General features: G+C 74.7%; 20 protein-coding genes. 9 read left to right on the top strand and 11 right to left on the bottom strand.

All coding sequences use genetic code 11. From position 1 onward, the window contains the following. Positions 1-7: 7 nt before the first annotated feature. Positions 8-2050: an NAD(+) synthase gene (locus PHK61_RS27770; protein ID WP_274284268.1), complete on the top strand. Its 2043-nt coding sequence runs from the start codon at positions 8-10 to the stop codon at positions 2048-2050. On the opposite strand, the gene PHK61_RS27765 is transcribed toward PHK61_RS27770, so the two are convergent. After that, the gene (locus tag PHK61_RS27765) at positions 2047-2955 is read right to left on the bottom strand and encodes an SCO6745 family protein (RefSeq protein WP_274284267.1); all 909 of its coding nucleotides are present in this window, start codon (positions 2953-2955) and stop codon (positions 2047-2049) included. The two genes, PHK61_RS27770 and PHK61_RS27765, sit on opposite strands and share 4 nt — an antisense overlap. 202 nt (positions 2956-3157) lie before the next feature. Between PHK61_RS27765 and PHK61_RS27760 the strand changes: the two genes are divergently transcribed. Both PHK61_RS27760 and PHK61_RS27755 read left to right on the top strand, forming a co-directional pair. Further along, a complete protein-coding gene (locus tag PHK61_RS27760) occupies positions 3158-5533 on the top strand; it encodes a xanthine dehydrogenase family protein molybdopterin-binding subunit (RefSeq protein ID WP_274284266.1) in 2376 nt (791 codons plus the stop codon). Positions 5534-5604: 71 nt separating this feature from the next. Further along, positions 5605-6375: a bestrophin-like domain gene (locus tag PHK61_RS27755; protein WP_274284265.1), complete on the top strand. Its 771-nt coding sequence runs from the start codon at positions 5605-5607 to the stop codon at positions 6373-6375. Position 6376: 1 nt separating this feature from the next. On the opposite strand, the gene PHK61_RS27750 is transcribed toward PHK61_RS27755, so the two are convergent. The 4 genes from PHK61_RS27750 to PHK61_RS27735 form a co-directional block, all read right to left on the bottom strand. Next, a complete protein-coding gene (locus tag PHK61_RS27750; protein ID WP_274284264.1) occupies positions 6377-7813 on the bottom strand; it encodes a glucose-6-phosphate dehydrogenase in 1437 nt (478 codons plus the stop codon). A 57-nt stretch (positions 7814-7870) separates the two neighbouring features. Beyond that, positions 7871-9286: an MFS transporter gene (locus PHK61_RS27745; protein ID WP_274284263.1), complete on the bottom strand. Its 1416-nt coding sequence runs from the start codon at positions 9284-9286 to the stop codon at positions 7871-7873. Positions 9287-9798: 512 nt separating this feature from the next. After that, the gene (locus PHK61_RS27740) at positions 9799-10338 is read right to left on the bottom strand and encodes a GNAT family N-acetyltransferase (RefSeq protein ID WP_274284262.1); all 540 of its coding nucleotides are present in this window, start codon (positions 10336-10338) and stop codon (positions 9799-9801) included. Positions 10339-10390: 52 nt separating this feature from the next. Next, positions 10391-10630, bottom strand: a complete 240-nt coding sequence (locus PHK61_RS27735) for a hypothetical protein (RefSeq protein ID WP_274284261.1) — start codon at positions 10628-10630, stop codon at positions 10391-10393. Positions 10631-10756: 126 nt separating this feature from the next. On the opposite strand from PHK61_RS27735, the gene PHK61_RS27730 reads away from it, so the two are divergent. Then, the gene (locus PHK61_RS27730) at positions 10757-11122 is read left to right on the top strand and encodes a hypothetical protein (RefSeq protein ID WP_274284260.1); all 366 of its coding nucleotides are present in this window, start codon (positions 10757-10759) and stop codon (positions 11120-11122) included. Between the two features lie 16 nt (positions 11123-11138). Then, positions 11139-11462 (top strand): hypothetical protein, encoded by a 324-nt coding sequence (locus tag PHK61_RS27725; RefSeq protein ID WP_274284259.1) that lies wholly within the window; start codon positions 11139-11141, stop codon positions 11460-11462. A gap of 12 nt (positions 11463-11474) precedes the next feature. On the opposite strand, the gene tenA is transcribed toward PHK61_RS27725, so the two are convergent. After that, positions 11475-12137, bottom strand: a complete 663-nt coding sequence (tenA, locus tag PHK61_RS27720) for a thiaminase II (protein WP_274284258.1) — start codon at positions 12135-12137, stop codon at positions 11475-11477. A gap of 168 nt (positions 12138-12305) precedes the next feature. On the opposite strand from tenA, the gene PHK61_RS27715 reads away from it, so the two are divergent. Further along, positions 12306-13298 carry a cobalamin biosynthesis protein gene (locus PHK61_RS27715; protein WP_420791448.1) on the top strand — a complete coding sequence of 331 codons (993 nt, stop codon included), beginning with the start codon at positions 12306-12308 and terminating at the stop codon, positions 13296-13298. Positions 13299-13323: 25 nt separating this feature from the next. On the opposite strand, the gene PHK61_RS27710 is transcribed toward PHK61_RS27715, so the two are convergent. From PHK61_RS27710 to PHK61_RS27690, 5 genes are all read right to left on the bottom strand, one after another. Next, the gene (locus PHK61_RS27710; RefSeq protein ID WP_274284257.1) at positions 13324-14253 is read right to left on the bottom strand and encodes an LLM class flavin-dependent oxidoreductase; all 930 of its coding nucleotides are present in this window, start codon (positions 14251-14253) and stop codon (positions 13324-13326) included. A 108-nt stretch (positions 14254-14361) separates the two neighbouring features. Beyond that, positions 14362-15201 (bottom strand): SURF1 family cytochrome oxidase biogenesis protein, encoded by an 840-nt coding sequence (locus PHK61_RS27705; protein WP_274284256.1) that lies wholly within the window; start codon positions 15199-15201, stop codon positions 14362-14364. 4 nt (positions 15202-15205) lie between these two features. After that, positions 15206-15952, bottom strand: a complete 747-nt coding sequence (locus PHK61_RS27700) for a fructosamine kinase family protein (protein ID WP_274284285.1) — start codon at positions 15950-15952, stop codon at positions 15206-15208. Between the two features lie 44 nt (positions 15953-15996). Then, complete coding sequence (locus tag PHK61_RS27695; RefSeq protein WP_420791447.1) at positions 15997-16449, bottom strand: low molecular weight protein-tyrosine-phosphatase; 453 nt, start codon at positions 16447-16449, stop codon at positions 15997-15999. Between the two features lie 89 nt (positions 16450-16538). Further along, the gene (locus PHK61_RS27690) at positions 16539-16979 is read right to left on the bottom strand and encodes a hypothetical protein (RefSeq protein ID WP_274284254.1); all 441 of its coding nucleotides are present in this window, start codon (positions 16977-16979) and stop codon (positions 16539-16541) included. 266 nt (positions 16980-17245) lie between these two features. Between PHK61_RS27690 and PHK61_RS27685 the strand changes: the two genes are divergently transcribed. From PHK61_RS27685 to PHK61_RS27675, 3 genes are read left to right on the top strand one after another with little or no spacing between them, the layout of a single operon-like run. Continuing rightward, complete coding sequence (locus PHK61_RS27685) at positions 17246-18076, top strand: Nif3-like dinuclear metal center hexameric protein (protein WP_274284253.1); 831 nt, start codon at positions 17246-17248, stop codon at positions 18074-18076. Next, positions 18073-18825 carry a zinc ribbon domain-containing protein gene (locus tag PHK61_RS27680; RefSeq protein WP_274284252.1) on the top strand — a complete coding sequence of 251 codons (753 nt, stop codon included), beginning with the start codon at positions 18073-18075 and terminating at the stop codon, positions 18823-18825. Before PHK61_RS27685 ends, PHK61_RS27680 begins: the two co-directional genes overlap by 4 nt. Continuing rightward, complete coding sequence (locus PHK61_RS27675) at positions 18822-19487, top strand: histidine phosphatase family protein (RefSeq protein WP_420791446.1); 666 nt, start codon at positions 18822-18824, stop codon at positions 19485-19487. The genes PHK61_RS27680 and PHK61_RS27675 overlap by 4 nt, the downstream gene beginning before the upstream one ends. Position 19488 lies beyond the last annotated feature (1 nt).

Below are 19488 nucleotides of genomic sequence, written 5' to 3'. Positions count from 1 at the left end.
CTCCCCGATGCCCACCCCGCCCTTCACGTCGGTCTACCACCAGGGGTTCGTGCGCGTGGCGGCCGCGACGCTGCGCACCACGATCGCCGACCCGGCGGCCAACGCGAGGTCGCTGCTGGCCCTGGCCCGCGAGTGCCGGGACGACGGGGTCGGCCTCGTCGTCTTCCCCGAGCTGACGCTGTCGGGGTACTCGATCGAGGACCTGCTGATGCAGGACACGCTGCTCGACGCCGTCGTCGACGCCCTGGGCGACGTGGTCGCCGCGTCGGAGGAGATCACCCCGGTCCTCGTGGTCGGCGCCCCGCTGCGCCACCGCCACCGCATCTACAACTGCGCGGTCGTCGTGCACCGCGGGCAGGTGCTGGGTGTGGTGCCGAAGACCTTCCTGCCCAACTACCGCGAGTTCTACGAGCCTCGCCAGCTCGCCGCGGGCGCGGGGGAGGAGGGCACGATCCGCCTGCTCGGCGCCGACGTGCCCTTCGGCGCCGACCTGCTCTTCGCGGCCGACGACGTCGACGGCCTCGTCCTGCACGTCGAGGTCTGCGAGGACATGTTCGTGCCGATCCCCCCGAGCGCGGAGGCCGCGCTGGCCGGGGCGACGGTGCTGGCGAACCTCTCGGGCAGCCCGATCACGGTCGGCCGCGCCGAGGACCGCCAGCTCCTGGCGCGTTCGGCGTCGGCGCGCTGCTCGGCCGCGTACGTCTACGCCGCCGCCGGCGAGGGGGAGTCGACGACCGAGGTCTCGTGGGACGGCCAGACGAGCATCCACGAGAACGGTGTCCTGCTCACGGAGACCGAGCGCTTCCCCTCCGGCGAGCGCCACTGCGTCGCGGACGTCGACCTGCGCCTGCTGCGCTCCGAGCGCCTGCGCATGGGCACGTTCGACGACAACCGCCGCCGCCACGAGCGGGCCTTCCGCACCGTGGCGTTCACGCTCGCCCCGCCGACCGGCGACATCGGGTTCCGCCGCGAGGTCGAGCGCTTCCCGTTCGTGCCCTCCGACCCGGCCCGCCTCGAGCAGGACTGCTACGAGGCCTACAACATCCAGGTCGCCGGGCTCGAGCAGCGGATGCGCGCCATCGGCGGTCCGAAGATCGTCATCGGGGTGTCCGGCGGGCTCGACTCCACCCACGCCCTGATCGTGGCCGCGCGGGCGCTGGACCGGGCGGGTCGCCCGCGCTCGGACATCCTCGCGTTCACCCTGCCCGGCTTCGCCACCGGCGAGCGGACGAAGTCGAACGCGCAGCGCCTCGCCGAGGCCCTGGGCGTCACGTTCGAGACGATCGACATCACCGAGACCGCCCGGCTGATGCTCGGCAACCTCGGCCACCCCTTCTCCCGGGGCGAGCCGCAGTACGACGTCACGTTCGAGAACGTCCAGGCCGGCCTGCGCACCGACTACCTCTTCCGCGCCGCCAACCAGCGCGGCGGCATCGTGCTGGGCACCGGCGACCTCTCCGAGGCCGCGCTCGGGTGGTCCACCTACGGCGTCGGCGACCAGATGTCGCACTACACGGTGAACACCGGCGTCCCGAAGACGCTGATCCAGCACCTCATCCGCTGGGTGATCAGCTCGCAGCAGTTCGACGACGAGGTCGGCGCGGTGCTGCAGGACGTCCTCGACACCGAGATCAGCCCCGAGCTCGTGCCGGCCGACTCCGACGAGGAGATCCAGTCGAGCGAGCAGAAGATCGGGCCCTACGACCTGCAGGACTTCAACCTCTACTGGGTGCTCCGGCACGGGTTCCGGCCCTCGCGCATCGCGTTCCTGTCCTGGCACGCGTGGCGCGACCCCGACGCCGGCCCCTGGCCCCCCGGCTACCCCGAGACCGACCGCACCTCCTACGACCTCGCCGAGATCCGGCGCTGGCTGCAGGTGTTCGCGCAGCGCTTCTTCGGGTTCGCGCAGTTCAAGCGCTCGGCGATGCCGAACGGGCCGAAGGTGGTCGCCGGCGGGTCGCTCTCGCCCCGCGGCGACTGGCGCGCACCCTCGGACTCCTCGGCGGCGATCTGGCTCGAGGAGATCGAGGCGCACGTGCCGGAGAGCTAACCCGCGGCGCGCTTGTACGGGTCGGGCGGGAACCAGCCGCGGGCCACGACGGCCTGCGACCAGTGGCCCAGCGCGTCGACGAGGCGGTCGAGGTCGGCGCCGAGCGCGTCGACCACGGGCTGCTGGGCGAGGTCGGTGGCCTCCTCGACGCGGTCGCGCAGCCGGCGGCACTCGGCGGAGAGGGTGTCGCCGTCGAGCAGGCCGCGGGCCCGCAGGCGCGCGAGCGCGGTGTCCATGGCCTCGGGCGACCACCCGCGCGTCGCGGTGTACTCCAGCAGCTCGAACCCGACCCACAGCTCGGTGAGGACGTTCGCCTCGATGCCGTCGAGGCCCGCGGCGACGCAGGCGGCGACGTGGGAGTCGCCGCGGTGCTCGCGTAGCAGCGTGGTCGCGTGCCACAGGCGCCCGTGCGCCTCCGGCGGCCAGGGCAGCGCGGACATCCCCGCGTAGAGCGGGCGCCCGACGACGTCGACGGGGTCGAGCGCGACCCGCAGCGTCTCGACGACCGCGTCGACCTCCGCCTCGCCCACGTCGGCCAGCACGGTGCGCAGGGCCGCGGTACCGGCGCGCTCGCGCATCCCGCGCAGCTCGGCCACCGGGCACGCGGTCCGCGCCTGGTCCCAGAGCCCGCCGACCAGGCCGGGCTCGAAGACCGCGAACGCCGCGGCCACGACCGGCCCGTCGGCGTCGCCGAGCACCGACGCCCGCCCGCCGACGTAGCCGCCCAGGAAGTCGAGGCCCGCCGCGCCGCTCTGCTCGGCGGCCGGGTCGCTCCACACCGTCACCATCGCGAGCGGCTCGATCGCGTCGCGCAGGCGCCGGGCCGGGGTGGCCTCGGGGGAGGGGTCGGCGATCGGTCCCGTCCGCGGTCGGCAGAACACGGAGCGGGCCTCGTCGAAGTCCATGGCGCCGGATCGTTGTCCGCGGCCTCGTCGCCGTCCAGAGTTGTGGGCGACTCGGAAGATGTCGATGTGATGGTGCGCAACCGGTCCCGCCCGCGGGCCTGACCGCGCGTCGGGTTCCGGTGGGCCGAATGCCGACTCGACGTGCGGGCGTCCGTCTGATCTTCTGATCGCCACGGCACGGGCACCACTGGAGGACCCCCGCATGACCATCACCCCCACCCGGACCACATCGATCTTCGGTAACTCGGTCAAGCGCACCGAGGACAAGGGTCTGATCCGGGGCGCCGAGGACTACACCGGCGACCTCCCGATCGAGGGCTCGCTCCACGCGGTCTTCGTCCGCTCGCCGATCGCGCACGGCACGATCACCAGCATCGACGCCGCGGAGGCGCGCTCGATGCCCGGCGTCGTCGCCGTGTACACCGACGGCGAGCTGAACGTGAACGACCGCCCCGGCCTGCCCGGCGTGGTCCCGGACGCCATGAGCCGCCCGGCGCTGGCCCGCGGCAAGGTGCGCTTCGTCGGCGACATCGTCGCGGTCGTGATCGCCGAGACCGCCGGCCAGGCCCTCGACGCCTCCGAGACCGTCTTCGCCGACATCGAGCCGCTGCCCGCGGTCACCGACATCGAGGCCGCGCTCGCCGACGACGCCCCGCGCCTGTTCGACGACCTCGAGTCGAACCTCGTCGCGGGCGCCGGCACCGGCGACGTCGAGGGGATCTTCGACAACGCCGACACGGTCGTGAAGGGCACCTTCTACAACCAGAAGCTCGCCGGCGTGCCGATGGAGCCCAACGCCTGCGTGGCGATCCCGGGCGACGAGGGCCGGATCAAGATGTACCTCTCGACCCAGGGCCCGCACGGCGCGCGTGACGCGATGGCCGGCGACCTCGGCATCGAGGGCGAGAACGTGCACGTCATCGCGCCGCGCGTCGGCGGCGGGTTCGGGCCGAAGATGCACGCCTACCAGGAGTGGGGCATCGTCGGCGCCGCCGCGCTCGCCCTCGGCAAGCCGGTGCGCTGGAACGAGACCCGCTCCGAGAACATGCTCTCGATGGTCCACGGGCGCGCCCAAGTCCAGCACGTCGAGCTCGGTGTCAAGAACGACGGCACGATCGTCGGCCTGCGGGCCACGGCCATCGGCGACGCCGGCGCCTACCCGGTCCTCGGGACGATCCTGCCGAGCCTGACCCAGCTCATGGCCCAGGGCGTCTACGACATCCCGGCCATCGACTTCACGTGGAAGGCCGTCGCCACCAACACGACCCAGATCGGGGCGTACCGCGGCGCCGGGCGGCCCGAGGCCACGCAGATGCTCGAGCGGATCATCGACATGGCCGCCGACGAGATCGGCGTCGACCCGCTGGAGATGCGGCGCAAGAACTTCCTGGCGCCCGACCGGTTCCCGATGACCAGCCTCACCGGGGCCCAGTACGACAACGCCGAGCACGCCAAGGCGCTCGACGCGGCCAAGCAGGCGGCGGGCTACGACGACCTGCTCGCCGAGCAGCAGAAGCTGCGCGCCGAGGGCTCGCGCACGGCGATGGGCATCGGGATCGCGTCCTACGTCGAGGTCACCGCGCCGCTCGGGCTCGACGTGGAGTTCGGCTCCGCCCAGGCCCACCCCGACGGCACGTTCACCGTCAAGGCCGGCACCAGCGCGCACGGCCAGGGTCACGAGACGGCGTTCACCCACATCGCCTCGCAGATCCTCCAGGTGCCGATGGACAAGGTCCGCCTCGTCCAGTCGGACACGGCGCTGGTGCGCAGCGGGGCGGGCACGGCCGGCTCGCGCTCGCTCCAGACCGGCGGCAGCGCGATCTGGACCGCCTCCGAGCAGCTCGTGTCGCGGGCCCGCGAAATCGCCGCGCACATGCTGGAGGCCTCGCCGGACGACATCGAGCTCGTCGACGGCGGGTTCGGCGTGAAGGGCATCGCCGACACCCAGGTGAGCTGGGCGCAGGTGGCGACGGCGTCCGAGGACGGCTCGGGCTACGACCCGGGCGTCGGCGGCAAGCAGCTGCTCGAGGAGCTCGACTTCACCCAGGGCCAGTCGAGCTTCCCGTTCGGGTCGCACATCTCCGTGGTGGACGTCGACCTCGACACCGGCATGGTGAAGCTGCGCCGGCACATCGCGGTCGACGACTGCGGCCGGATCCTCAACCCGATGCTCGTCACCGGGCAGCAGCACGGCGGCATCGCCCAGGGCATCTCGCAGGCCCTCTACGAGCGCGTCACCTACGACGAGGACGGCAACCCGACGTCGGGCAACCTCGCCTCGTACGTCATCCCCTCGGCGGCGGACCTCATCACCTACGAGACCACCAACACCGAGACGCCGACCCCGCTCAACCCGCTCGGCGCCAAGGGCATCGGCGAGTCGGGCACGATCGGGTCGACGCCGGCGGTGCACAACGCCGTGGTCGACGCGCTGTCGCACCTCGGTGTGCGGCACGTCGACATGCCGCTGACCCCGGAGACGGTGTGGCGCGCGATCCAGGGCGCCTCGGGCGGCGACCCGGCCAACCGCCCCGCCGCCGGCCCCGAGTACGCGGGCGAGGCGCGCCCGCAGCACTGACCCTCACGTGAGCGGACTTCGGGGCTATGGCCCCGAAGTCCGCTCACAGGGGGTGGGGGGAGGGGGCGGGGATGATCGCGTGGTTGGGGCACGCCCCGCTGCCGGTGCTGGTGCTGACGGTCTTCGTCGCGGTCTACCTGGCCGCGGCGCTGGTCCTCGCCGGGCTGTGGCTCGCGCGGGGGCGGGGGCACAGCGGGTCCCTGGGCCCCCTCAGCCCGGGCCTGCTCTCGCCCATGGGGCTGATCTTCGGCCTGCTCGTCGGGTTCCTCGTCGCCGACGTGTGGGCCGACCGGGACGACGCCGCGGCGGCGGTCAGCCGCGAGGCGAGCGCCCTGCGCGACGTCGACCTGCTGATGGGGGCGTTCCCGGAGCAGCGCACCGAGGTGCGGCGGCTCCTGGCCGAGCAGATCGACCAGTACGTGTCCGTCGAGTGGCCGGAGATGGCCGACGGCGACGCGACGCTGACCGTGGCGCCCGCCCGGCTGGTGGCGGTGCAGGCGGTCGCCCTGTCGCTGCCGGTGCAGACCGAGGGCCAGCGGGTGGCGCAGGACCGCGTCGTGACCGCGGTCGACCAGGCCCTGGAGTCGCGGCGGACGCGCCTCGTGCTGAGCGGGTCGGCCATCGACCCGCTGCGGCTGACGGCGCTCTACCTCGTCGCGCTGACGACGCTCGCCGCGATGGGCTGCATCCACGCCGACCGGCTGCGGCGGGCCGGCGTGTCGCTGGCCCTGCTCGCCACGGCGATGGCGCTCGCGCTGACCCTGCTCTGCGCCCAGGCGGCACCGTTCGCCGGCTACTTCGCGATCGACCCCGAGCTGTTGCTGCAGGTCCGCCCCCCGTGAGCTAGCCGGGCAGCACCCAGCCGATGGGGTCGGCGAGGCGCAGGGCCGACTCGGGGCCCCAGGAGCCGGGCGCGTAGGGCTCGGGCTGCCGGTCGTCGTCGAGCACCTCGGCGGCCGCGATCCACACGTCCTCGAGACCGTCGGGCCGCGTGAACAGCGCGCGGTCGCCGGTGAGCACGTCGTGGATCAGCCGCACGTACGGGGGCAGCGGGTCGCCGCCCGACAGCGTGTCGAGCGGGATCTGGGTCCAGGCGGTACCGAGATCGGACGAGGCGCCCGGCGTCTTGACGTTCATCGACAGCGCCAGCGCGCCGTCGCCGGCGAGGTCGAAGCACAGCACGTTGCCCCGCGTCGGCAGGTCGCGCTCGTCGACCGGGCCGTCGTCGGGGTCCCGGAAGATCAGGTTGACCTTCTGGTGGCTCGCGGCCATCCGCTTGCCGGTGCGCAGCAGGAACGGCACACCGCGCCAGCGGTCGGTGTCGATCCACAGCCGGGCCGCCACGAACGTCTCGGTGGTGGAGTCGTCGGCGATGTGGTCGAGGTCGCGGTAGCCCTCGAACTGCCCGCGGACCACCTCGTCGCGCCGCAGCGGGCGGAAGTGCCGCACGGCCTCGTCGCGGGCCGCGGCCACGTCGTCGGCGCGGAAGGTCGCGGGCGGGTCCATCGCGACCTCGGCGGCCACCTGGAACAGGTGCGTGACGAGCATGTCGAGCACGGCGCCGGTCGCGTCGTAGAACTCGGCGCGGTCGGCCACGTCGAGGGTCTCCGGGACGTCGATCTCCACTGCGGCGACGTGGTGGCGGTCCCAGGAGCTGCCGAACAGGCCGTTGGCGAACCGCAGCGCCCGCAGCTCCTGGGTGGCCTCCTTGCCGAGGAAGTGGTCGATGCGGAAGACCTGCGACTCGTCGAGGACCTCGTGCACGACCCGGTCGAGCTCGCGGAAGCTCGCGAGCGAGGTACCGAACGGCTTCTCGTAGACCACGCGCGAGCCCGCGGCGAGACCCTGGGCCCCGAGTGCGCGCGTGTAGTCGCCGAACGCGACCGGCGGCAGGCCCAGGTAGTGGACGAGCTGGGCGTCCCGACCGATCTCGCCGCGGGCCTCGGCGATGCGGTCGAGCAGCTCGCCGGGGTCGTCGGCGGTGAACCCGCCGCCGGCGAAGCGCAGCCCCGCGGCGAACTCGTCCCAGGGCCCGTCGTCGGGCTTCAGGCCGCCGAACTGCTGCAGGGCCTCGCGGACCTCGTCGCGGAACTCGTCGTCGGTCTTGGTGCGGCGCCCGTTGCCGATCAGACGCCACTCGTCGGGCAGGAGCTTCTCCTGGACGAGGCGGAAGAACGACGGCAGGACGAGGCGCTTGGCCAGGTCACCGGTGGCGCCGAACAGGACGAAGACGGTGGGGCCGGGTGCGGCGTCTGACGACCCTGACGCGGACGAAGTCACGGGGGCATCGTGCCCGTGATCGAGAGGGTCCGACACCCGGCGACCCACCGTCGTGGCTCAGCGACGCGAGGCCACCACCTCGCGCGCCTCCTGCTCGGTCGACACGGCCGGGTGCGACCCCGGCAGCGGCCGCCCGGCCGGGTCGCGCAGCGTGGTCAGGACGACGACGCCGACGATCCCGAAGATGATCAGGTACACGGCGGGCCAGTAGGCCCAGCCGGTGCCCAGCACCACGGCGGTCATGATCAGCGAGGTGGTCCCGGCGAACGCCGACACGAAGATGTTGAACGAGATCGAGAGGCCGCCGTAGCGGATCTCGGTCGGGAACAGCGCCGGCAGCGTCGAGGGGCAGGTCGACGAGAAGCAGATCAGCAGCGCGCCCATGACCGCGAGCCCGACGCCGACCAGCGGCACCGACCCGCTCTTGAGCACCAAGATCATCGGGAACGCCAGCACGATCGTGCCGACGGCGCCGGTCCACAGGATCGGCTTGCGGCCGACCCGGTCGGACAGCCGGCCCAGCAGCGGGATGACGAGGACCGCGACCCACAGGACGGCGATCTGGAGCCACTGCGACGTCGTGCTGTCGACGGCGATGCCGCCGACCACGGAGACGTTGTCCTCGAGGTAGGTCGGCATGTAGCTGGTCAGCATGTAGTTCGGGACGTTCCAGGCGACGACGAGCCCGCCGGCCGCGAGCATGGCGGGCCAGTAGTCCACGAACAGTTTCTTGATGCCGGCGCCGGCCTGTGTCCCCTCGCGTTCCTCCGATTCCGAGAGCAGTGTCTGGAACGCGGGCGTCTCCTCGAGCTTCACGCGCAGGTACACACCGACGATGCCCAGCGGCAGCGCGATGAAGAACGGGATTCGCCACGCCCAGGTGGACGCGAACTCCGGGGTGGAGACCAGCGGGATGATGGTCGCGACCGTCGCGCCGAGCGCGTAGCCGATGAACGTGCCGCATTCCAGGAAACTGCCGAAGAATCCGCGTCGCCGGTCGGGGGAGTACTCGGCGATGAAGGTCATCGCCCCCGCGTACTCGCCGCCGGTGGAGAAGCCCTGCACCACGCGGCAGAGCACGAGCAGGATCGGGGCCCAGATGCCGATGGACGCGTAGGGCGGGATGAAGCCGAGCAGGAACGTCCCGATCGCCATCATGATGACGGTGATCGACAGGACCTTCGTGCGGCCGATCCGGTCGCCCAGCGGCCCGAAGAAGAGCCCGCCCAGCGGCCTGACCAGGAACGACACCGCGAAGCCGGCGAACACCCCGATCTGGGCGAGCGCCGGGTCGTCGGGCGGGAAGAAGTTCTCCTCGATGGTGGTCGCCAGGTAGGCGTAGACGCCGAAGTCGAACCACTCGGTGATGTTGCCGACCGCCGCCGCGCCGACCGCGCGCTTCATCGTGGCGGTGTCGGTGACGGTGACGCCGTCGGGCACCCCGCCTCCGTCACCCGCTTCCGTCTGCGTCATCTCGTTCTCCCTGCGTCGCCGAAGCGCTGCCCCCGACGGGAACGCGGTGGTTGTCCGATTTGAGGGAAACGACCCGAAAAGTCGTTAACGCCCGTTTACTTTTCTTCTCGATCGGACACTACGCAAGACCCACGGGGACCACAGGGTAAACGCGACCGATTGCTGTGAGTGGGGTCATGCGATCACGGCGCGCGGGCACGGAACACACCCCCGGCCCGATGCGTCTCTCGTGGTGGGCGCGGACAGCGCCCACGGTTCGCAAGCGCTCGGGGACCGGTCGGGTCAGCCGGACCCGGTCACCGGCCCCGGCGCGTGCACGTGGTGAGGAGGAGCCGTCATGGCGGCAGTGTTCATTGGCATGATCGTGAGTGCGGGAGCGGGCGTCGGGGTGGCCACCGCCCTCGCCCGGCACGCGCAGCGGAACTGGGTGGGCCGTCCGGCGACCGTGGAGGCCTGACCCCGGCTCCCACGACCGGGCCGTCCCGCGTGCGCGGGGCGGCCCCGTCGTCGTGTCAGCCGTCGGGGCGCAGGTCGGCCTGCATGAGCACGGTGTCGGCCCACTGCCCGTTCTTGTAGCCCACCGACGGCATCCGGCCGACCTCGACGAACCCGAGGCGGCGGTGCAGCACGATCGACGGCGTGTCGTGCCGGGAGCCGGCGAGCGCCGCGATCACCGCGACGACCTGGCGGATCTCGGTGCCGCGCAGCGTGTCGAGCAGGCCCGCGAGCAGCCGGGACCCGAGACCCCGGCCGGCGGCCTCCGGGGCGATGTAGATCGAGTCCTCGACCGTGTACCGGTAGGCGGCGTGCGGGCGGAACGGCGCGATGAAGGCGAAGCCCTCGACCTCGCCGTCGATCTCGGCGACGAGGAAGGGTCGCGTGGGGCCCGCGGACACGATGCGGTCGCGCCAGTACTCGTCGGAGGGCGGCTCCTCGACGAAGGTCGCGATCGACTGCAGGACGTAGCCGGCGAAGATCGCCGCGACCCGCTCCGCGTCCTCGGGGGCGGCGGGACGCAGCACACCGGTGGCGGTGGCGGGGTCGGTGGTCACGGGCCGATTCTGGACCATGGGCGCGGCCCGCCACGAGCGTCGGGCGACCCGGCTACTCCACGCGCACCAGCGTGAACTCCCACTCGCCGGCGGGCTGGTTGTACCCGGTGCGCTCGTAGATCGCGGTCTGCCCACCCCCGGCCATGTCCGAGACGGTGCGCCGCAGGCCGTGCTCGCCGCTGGGCAGCGGGATGCGCTGGAGGAGCGGCGGCTCCTCGCCGGCGGCGTCGGGCTGCGTGATCGACCCGACGCCCTGCAACGGGCCGTTGACGTACCGGACAGCGAACTCCATGTGCCCTCCCTGGCGCGATCGGCACACCCTACGACCCCGCGACGCGATCGTCATCGCCAGCACGCGGCCCCGGTTGCCCCGATCGGCCGACCACGGAGGACCTTGTGGCCACGTACCGTGATGGGTGTGCGGTCGGCTCTCCTCCTCCTCGGCGGCCTGGTCCTCATCGGGGCCGGCATCGCCGTCATCGCGCTCGGGACGCCCGGCGCGTGGGTGCTCGGACCGTCGTTGATCGTGGGCGGGCTGCTCGCCAAGGTGGCGGGGTTCCTGCTCACCGGGGACGGGCCGACGACGCCCGGTGGGTCCGCGCGCACGGTGACGACGCTCGGCCCGGCCGGCGCCGATCGCGCGCGGGGGGCCGCGGGCACCGGGCGCACGTCCGCGCTGCGCCGGGCCCGCACGACCCGGACCGCGCGCGCGACCCGGGTCGCCCGCACCGTCGCGCAGGCGTCGACACCGCGCCGTCGCGGCCCGGGCCGGCAGGCCTCCTGACCGTTAGGGTCGGGCCGTGGCCGGCGCCTGGGAGTACGCGACCATGGAGATCTCGGCGGTGGGCCTGGCCGAGGAGACGGCGGGCGAGGCCGGCGCCGAGTGGCAGATCTACGCCATCGGCCCGTCCGACGAGCTGATCCTCGAGGAGTACCGGCCCTACCGCGTGGCCTGGGCGCGCGTCTACGCCGAGCAGCTCAACCGGCTGGGGCAGCAGGGCTGGGAGCTCGTCGCGCTCGCGGGCCCGCAGGGTGCCCTCGTGCCGAGCGCCCCGGGGCGCGCGCCGGGCGCGGCGCCGCACGTCGTCGAGACGCGGTTCGTCCTGCGGCGCCCGGCGTCCTAGACCGGGCCCCGCTCAGACGGGCCAGGCCTCCTGGCGCCACGCCGCGTCCCAGAACATCCACTCGTAGCGGCAGGTCGTCACGTAGTGCGCGCGGACGCGCTCGCGCTCGTCGTCGCCGAGCACCGGCCCGACGCGGTCGGTCACGGCCAGCACCGCGTCGACGACCGCCTGGAACTCCTCGCCCCCGTACATCGCGATCCAGCGCGCGTACAGCGGATCGGGGGAGGAGCCCTCGAGCAGCGCCTCGCCGACCCGCGCGTAGATCCAGTAGCAGGGCAGGACCGCGCCGAGCCCCTCGGCGAAGGAACCGCCGTGGCAGGTCGCGAGCAGGTAGCTGGTGTAGGCGGTGGTGGTCGGCGCGACCGGGACGTCCGCGGCGTCGGCGGACGACAGGCCGAGCGCGTCGGCGAGCTCGGCGTGCATGTCCTGCTCGGCCGCGATCGCGCCGGCGGCGTGCTGGGAGAACATCACCGTGTCCGCCTCGGTCGGCGCCCGCGCCGCGAGCACCGCGAGCGCCCGGGCGTAGCCGCGCAGGTAGTGGGCGTCCTGCACGACGAAGTGCCGGAACGCCGGGTGCGGCAGGGTGCCGTCGGACAGGCCGGTGAGGAACGGGTGCGCGCGGACCCGGTCGTAGATCCCGGCGCCCGCGGCCCAGAGCTCGTCGCTGAAACCCACGGCGAGCACCCTGTCATGCGCCGGGTGAGATCATCGCAGGGTGCGGGCGCGCCGGGGTGTTCTGAGCGAAGGGGCCCTTCGCTCGACGAGAGGGGCGAGGGGCGCCCGCCGCCGGAACGCCGGGGCCGGCGACGTGGGGCGAGGGGCACGTTGCGCATGATCGACAGGGTGCGACGGTGGCCGGACGTGCCGCTCGCGCGGGCCGCGGGCCTCGCCCTCGGGGTGCTCGCCGACGCGGTGCTCGGCGACCCCCGCCGCGGCCACCCCGTCGCGGCGTTCGGGTCGGTGGCGGGCGCGCTCGAGCGGCGCTGGTGGGCGGACCGCCGCGGTCCGGGCGTCGCGTACGCGGCGGTGCTCGTCGGCGGGGCGGTGGGCGCGGGCGTGCTCGCCGAGCGCGTGCGGCACCCCGCGGCGCGCACCGTGCTGACGGCCGCGGCGACCTGGACGGTGCTCGGCGGGACATCGCTCGCGGCCGAGGGCACGGCGATGGCGGCGTCCCTGCGCGCCGGCGACGTCGACGCCGCCCGCGAGCGCCTGCCGCACCTCTGCGGGCGCGACCCGTCGGTCCTCGACCCCGACGGGCTGGCGCGCGCGGCGCTCGAGTCGATCGCCGAGAACACCGCCGACGCCGTCGTCGCCCCGCTCGTGTGGGGCGCGGTGGCCGGGGTGCCGGGCCTGCTCGGGCACCGGGCGGTGAACACGCTCGACGCGATGGTCGGGCACCGCTCGGCGCGGTACGAACGGTTCGGCTGGGCCTCCGCGCGGGCCGACGACGTCGCCGGCGTCGTCCCCGCGCGCGTGTCGGCGCTGGTCACGGCCGCGTGCGCGCCGCTGGTGGGCGGGCGGCCCGCCGACGCGTGGCGGGCGTGGCGCCGCGACGCCCCGGCGCACCCGAGTCCCAACGCGGGCCCCGTCGAGGCGTCGTTCGCGGGCGCGCTGGGCCTGCGCCTCGGCGGGCGGACCGTGTACCCCTACGGCGTGCAGGACCGCCCCGTGCTCGGCGACGGCCGCGCGCCCGCGGTCGCCGACCTCCCGCGCGCCGTGCGCCTCTCCAGCGCCGTGGGGCTCGCGACGGCGCTCCTGGCCGTGGTCGTGTCGGGGTGGCGGCCCCGGAGCGGTACGGAGCGTCGCGGAGCTGCCGCGTCGGAGGCGGACCGCTGACGGCGGCTCGGAAGAGGCGAGAGGATCACTCCGCGAACGTGCGGACCAGCTCCAGGGCGGCGTCCGGTCCGATCGGGGGGTTGAGGATCGGGAGGTCGACGCCGGCGGCGCGGTACTCGGCGAGGCGCTCGAGGCAGCGGGACCGGGGCCCCAGCAGACAGAACGAGTCCAGCAGCCGGTCGCTGAGGGCCGCCGCTCCCGCGTACCGGTCCATCGCGTCGGCTTCCTCGCCGAACCCGCTCTCGCGCCACATGCGGCGGAAGAACGGGAAGCGGGTGTACAGGCCCAGGTTCTCCCGGGCCGTCGCCCGGAGGCGATCGAGATCCTCGCCGAGGAAGGTCGGCAGGCCCAGCGTCATCTCCGGTGGCGGCCGGCCCGGTGAGCGCGCGCGGCCGCGAGCGATGTACGGGGCGCTGTCGGCCACCCGTTCCGGCGACCACATCGTGGGCATGAGCCCGTCGGCGACCTCCGCCGCCCGTGTGACGGCCCCGAAACCCAGGACGGCGAGGTGGATCGGCACCGTGTTGGCCGCCGGGCTCTGGGGCAGGTGGGTGGTCGGTCCCCGCCCGGCCAGCCAGTCGCGCACCGCCTGCGCGTAGGTGACCAGGTCCCGCGGCGCGTTCGTCATGTCGACGCCCAGCGCGTCGTTCACCGGCCCGTGGCTGGTGCCGAGTCCCAGGACGAACCGGCCGCCCGTGTCGTCGGCGATCAGCTCGGCGCCCTTGGCACACAGATACGGGTGCCGCAGGTAGATGTTCGCGACCCAGGTGCCGACCGTGAGCCGCTTCGTCGCGCCGCCGATCACCGCGGCGGTCGTCATCGAGTCGCTGTTGACCTCGGTGGAGAACATCGCCTCGAAGCCGGCCTCCTCGGCCTCCCGCGCCACCAGACGGACGTCCGCCGCTCGCCACCCCGCACCGGGTACGACGGTCAGGGCCAGGCGTTCGGAGATCACGGGACCACCCCCTCGACGAGGTGGCGAGTGTGGGTCGAGACGGTCGCGGCCAGGTCGCGGTGCCGTCGCGGTGTTGCGGCGGCGCGGTTCGGCGCGGTTCAGCGCGGTTCAGCGGCGGCCGTAGCGGTCCGCGAGCTTCTCGTCCGCGGGATGGGGCTGCGCGTCCCAGGGCGTGCCGTCGGCGGCGTCGCGGGGGTCCTGGCGATCGCGGGGCCGCGGTTCGAGCCCGTGCTCGCGGCGGTACTCGAGGCGGGCGAAGTAGATCCACGCCCCGATCGCCATCAGCCCGAAGATCAGCCACTGCCAGGCGTAGGAGTACGACGGGTTCGGGTCGGGCGGGGGGAGGGGCACGGAGGTGAGCACGCCGGGCTGACCGGGGAGCACCTGGACGTAGCCGGGGCTCGTCGGCACCCCGCCGGCGGCGGCGACCGTGGCGGCGTCGGCGGAGTAGACCTGGCGCTGCCCGTCGGCGACGACCGCGGGGCGCGTCGGCGCGCCCTCGTCGAGGCGCTGGTAGCCGGTGACCGTCACCGTCCCGCCCGGCGGCGCCGGGATCGGCGGCAACGTCCCCTGCCCGTCGGTGCGCACGTAGCCGCGGTCGACGAGCACGGTCTCGCCGGTGGTGGTGACCAGCGGCGTCATCACCTCGCTGGCGGGGTGCCCCTCGATGCTGCGCAGGCGCACGAGCACCTGCCCCTCCGGGCGGTAGGTCCCGGTGACGACCACCTGGCGCCACGCCACGTCCGCCCCCGGCGCCTCGCCGGGGGCGACGAGCTCGGTGCGCGGCACCGGCGCCGTCGCGACCGCCCGGGTCAGCGCGGCGTTGTCGCCGGAGCGCTCGTCGCCGCGGTGGAACTGCCACGGGGCGAGCAGGTAGTAGCAGGCGAACGCGAACGCGGCCACGGCGAGCGTCAGTGCGATCCACCCGGGTCGCAGCAGGAAGCGCACGAGCTCAGGTTATCCGCTCGCACACCGCGAGGGCCCGGTCGCCGTAGCCGCCCCCGAACAGCTCGGCGTGCACGAGCAGGGGCCAGAGCTGGTGCAGCCCGACCCGGTCGCGCCAGCCGTCGGCGAGCGGCGCGGCCTCGTCGTAGGCGGCGAGGATCGTCTCCAGCTGCGGGGCCCCGAAGAGCGCGAGCATGGCGACGTCGGTCTCCCGGTGCCCGCCGTGCGCGGCGGGGTCGATCACCCACCCCTGCCCGCCGGCCCACAGCACGTTGCCGGTCCACAGGTCGCCGTGCAGCCGCGCCGGCGGCTCGGGCGGTCCGGCCACGGCGTCGAAGCGCGCGCAGGCCCGTTCGACGAGGGCGAGGTCGTCGCCGCCGAGCGCGCGGCGGGCGTGGGGGAGCACGCGGTGCTCGGCGTACCACGACGGCCAGTGCCCGCCGGTCTCGTTGACCATCCGCGCCTCGCCGATCCACGCGTGCACCGGTCCGCCGGGCGGCGGCGCGCCGAACGCGGGCGCGCCGGCGGCGTGCAGCGCGGCGAGGCCGCGCCCGAACCGCTCGGCGGCGTCGCGGTCGGCGCGGCCCGGCGGCACGCGCGTCGACACCATGCGGCCCTCGGTCTCCCCGAGCACCTCGGGCACGCCCACCGCGCCCGGCTCGGCGAGCCAGCGCAGCCCGGCGGCCTCGGCGGCGATCGCGGACGGCTCCCCGGACTTGACGACGACCTCGGTGCCGTCGTCGAGCGTGGTCATCTCCACGCCGCGCCCGCTCCCGGCGAGCAGCGCGTCGACCGACGTCACGGGGCGACCCGCGCGACCAGCCCGGGCATCGCGGCCTCGACCATGTCGAGCACCTCGTCGAAGCCGTCAGGGCCGCCGTAGTACGGGTCGGGCACCTCGGCGCCCTCGGGCGCCGCGGGGTCGAACGCCCGCAGCAGCACGACCCTCTCCGGGTCCGCGCCGCCGGCGATCAGGTCGCGGGCGTGGCCTCTCGTGGCGGCGACCAGCAGGTCCGCGGCGAGCATCTCCGGGTCGATCTGACGCGCGGTGTGCTCCGTGTCGTAGCCCCGCTCGCGCAGGGTCGCGGCCGCGCGCCGGTCCATCGGCTCGCCGAGGTGCCAGTCGCCGGTCCCGGCGCTGGCCACCGTCACCGCGTCGGCCAGCCCGGCCTCGGCGAGGCGTGCGCGGAAGACGCTCTCGGCCACCGGCGAGCGGCAGATGTTGCCCGAACAGACGAAGACGACGTGCACGCCCGCCATGATCCCCGTGCCGCCCGCGGTGCGGGCGAGGGCGTCCCTCGCTGCCCCCCACGCAGCGAGGGAGTCACTCGCTGCTCCGGTCAGGCCGCCGCCGCCACCACGGCCGGCCGCGACACCGGGGCCGTCGGCGCGGAGCGGGCGGTCAGCAGTTCGATCTCGAGCAGGTCGTCGGCGAGCTCCGTCAGGCGGATGCGGTCGACCTCGAACGCCCGCGCGATGCGCGCGCCGACCGCCGCGACGTCGTCGAAGGTCTGGCCGGCGCCCAGCCGGATCGTGAAGCGCTCGGGCCCGCCGAGCACGACCCGGGTGATCCGGGGTTCGACCCGGTGGACCCCGCCGGACAGGTAGATCCTCTCGGACAGGCCGATCTCCTGGACGGCCTCGCGCCAGCGGGCGTGGATGTCGTGGCGCCGCCGGCCCGCGGCGGCGTGCACCGCGGCGCGCGGTGTGCGGCGCAGGGGCGCCCACCAGCGAGCGGCCGCGGCGCGCAGGCCCCGTGCCGGGGAAGTCTCGGTCGTCATCGGTCCCCCTCGTCGCCGCGGGACCGCCCGGGCGGCGCGTCCTCGCTGCTCACGAGGGTGATCCGGCACCGCGGCGACCACGAGGGGGCTCGCCCCCCGGGGTCTGGGGGCGCACCCTCGCCCCGGGCGGGGGATTCCCCGACCCCGCCGCGACCGGGGGGTTGGGGCGCGGAGGAGCAGCGAACGGCACGGTCGCGGCGGGCGGCGGGCCGACCCCGCGCGCCCGCACCGGGACGCCACCGCCGCGGTGGGCAGAATGGGCCGTCATGACCCCCGCCCCCGCGATCACCGTCGCCGACGCCGTCGCCGCGCTCGAGGCCGCGTACCCGCCGGCGCTGGCGCACGACTGGGACGCGGTGGGGCTCTCGGTCGGCGACCCGGCGGCCCCGGTGCGCCGGGTGCTGATCGCCGTGGACCCGCTGCCGGCGGTGATCGAGGAGGCGATGGACGTCGACCTCCTCGTCACCCACCACCCGCTGCTGCTGCGCGGGGTGCACGCCGTCGCGACGACCGCGCCCAAGGGCTCCGCGATCCACCGGCTCATCCGCGGCGGGGTCGCCCTGTTCAGCGCGCACACCAACGCCGACGCCGCGAACCCCGGCGTCTCCGACGCCCTCGCCGGCGCGCTCGGCGTGACCGTCGAGCGCCCCCTCGCGCCCGAGGGCGACGGCACCGTGGGCATCGGGCGCGTCGGCACGCTCGCCGTGCCCGAGACGCTGGCGACGTTCACGCAGCGGGTCGCCGACGCCCTGCCCGCCACCGCGTGGGGTGTGCGCGCCGCCGGCGACCCCACGAGGACGGTCGAGAAGGTCGCCCTCTCCGGCGGTGCCGGCGACTCGATGCTGCACCTGGCCCGCGCGGCCGGGGTCGACGTCTACGTCACCGCCGACCTGCGCCATCACCCCGCCACCGACCACCTCGCCGAGCCCGGCGCCCCCGCCCTCGTCGACGTCGCGCACTGGGCCTCCGAGCACCCGTGGTGCGCGCAGGCCGCGGCCGTGCTCGCGCGGACCGCGCCGCACCTGGAGATCACCGTGTCCACCACCCGCACCGACGCGTGGACCGTCGGCCAGCCGTCAGGAGCCGTGAACGCATGAAGGCCGACCCGACCGCCCAGCGCCGCCTGCTCGAGCTGGCCGCGCTCGACGCCGAGCTCGCCCGCGCCCAGCATCGGCGGCGCACGCTCCCCGAGCAGTCGGCGGTGGAGGAGGCCGAGACGACGGTGCAGGGCCACCGCGACGCCGTCGTGCGCGCGAGGACGTCGGTGAGCGACCTCGGCCGCGAGGTGGCCAAGCTCGAGCAGGAGGTCACCCAGGTCCGCACGCGCGAGGAGCGCGACCGCGGGCTCATGGACTCGGGCAGCGTGTCGGCCAAGCAGATGACCGACCTCTCCCACGAGCTCGACACCCTCGCCCGCCGGCGCGGGGTCCTGGAGGACCAGCAGCTCGAGGTCATGGAGCGCCTCGACGCCGCCGAGACCGACCTGGCCCACGAGCAGGGCGAGCTGGCCACCGCCGAGACGGCCCTGGCCGACGCCGTCGAGCGCCGCGACGGGGTGCTCGGCGACCTCGACGTCCTCGAGGAGCGCCGCGGCGGCGAGCGGACCGCGCTCGCCGGGGAGCTGCCCGGCGACCTCGTCGCGCTCTACGACCAGCTGCGGGCGCGCACCGGCACCGGGGCCGGCGAGCTCGTCGGGAACCGCTGCGGCGCCTGCCGGCTGGAGATGGACCGCAGCGAGCTGCGCGACGTCGCCGCGGCCGCCCCCGACGACGTCGTGCGCTGCGAGCAGTGCGGGGCGATCGTGGTGCGGACCGCGAAGAGCGCGGGGAAGGGGGCGAACGCATGACCACCGCCGGCTCGTGGACCGGGCGCGGCAGCACGCAGCCGACGCGGGTCCTGCTGCTGCGCCACGGGCAGAGCCCGCTCTCGGTCGAGCGCCGCTACTCGGGGCGCGGCAACCCCGAGCTCACCCGCGAGGGCCTCGAGCAGGCGGCCGCCGCGGCGACCACCCTCGCCGCCCGCCACGTCGCCACCGACGGCCACATCCGCGCGGTGATCAGTTCGCCGCTGATGCGCGCCCGCCAGACCGCCGAGCCGGTGGCGGGCGTGCTCGGGCTCGGGGTCACCGTCGACGACCGTCTCACCGAGACCGACTTCGGCGCCTGGGAGGGGCTGACGTTCTCGGAGGCCGCCGCGCAGGACCCCGAGATCCACCGCGCGTGGCTCGGCGACAGCGCGGTCAGCCCGCCCGGGGGCGAGAGCTTCGACCTCGTCGCGGGCCGGGTGTACGCCGCGCTCGACGACCTGCTGCGCCGCTTCCCCGGGCAGACCGTGGTGCTCGTCAGCCACGTCACGCCGATCAAACTGATCCTGCGCCGCGCGCTCGACGCGGGCCCGCAGATGCTCTACCGGCTCCACCTCGACCTGGCGTGCCTGTCGGTCGTGGAGTTCTGGCCCGACGGCGGCGCCTCGGTGCGCCTGGTGAACGACACCTCCTACCTGGCGTGAG

This window comes from Actinomycetospora lutea, from assembly GCF_028737205.1.
Taxonomy (GTDB): Bacteria; Actinomycetota; Actinomycetes; order Mycobacteriales; family Pseudonocardiaceae; genus Actinomycetospora; species Actinomycetospora lutea.
This window is presented reverse-complemented; position numbering and strand designations above follow the sequence as displayed.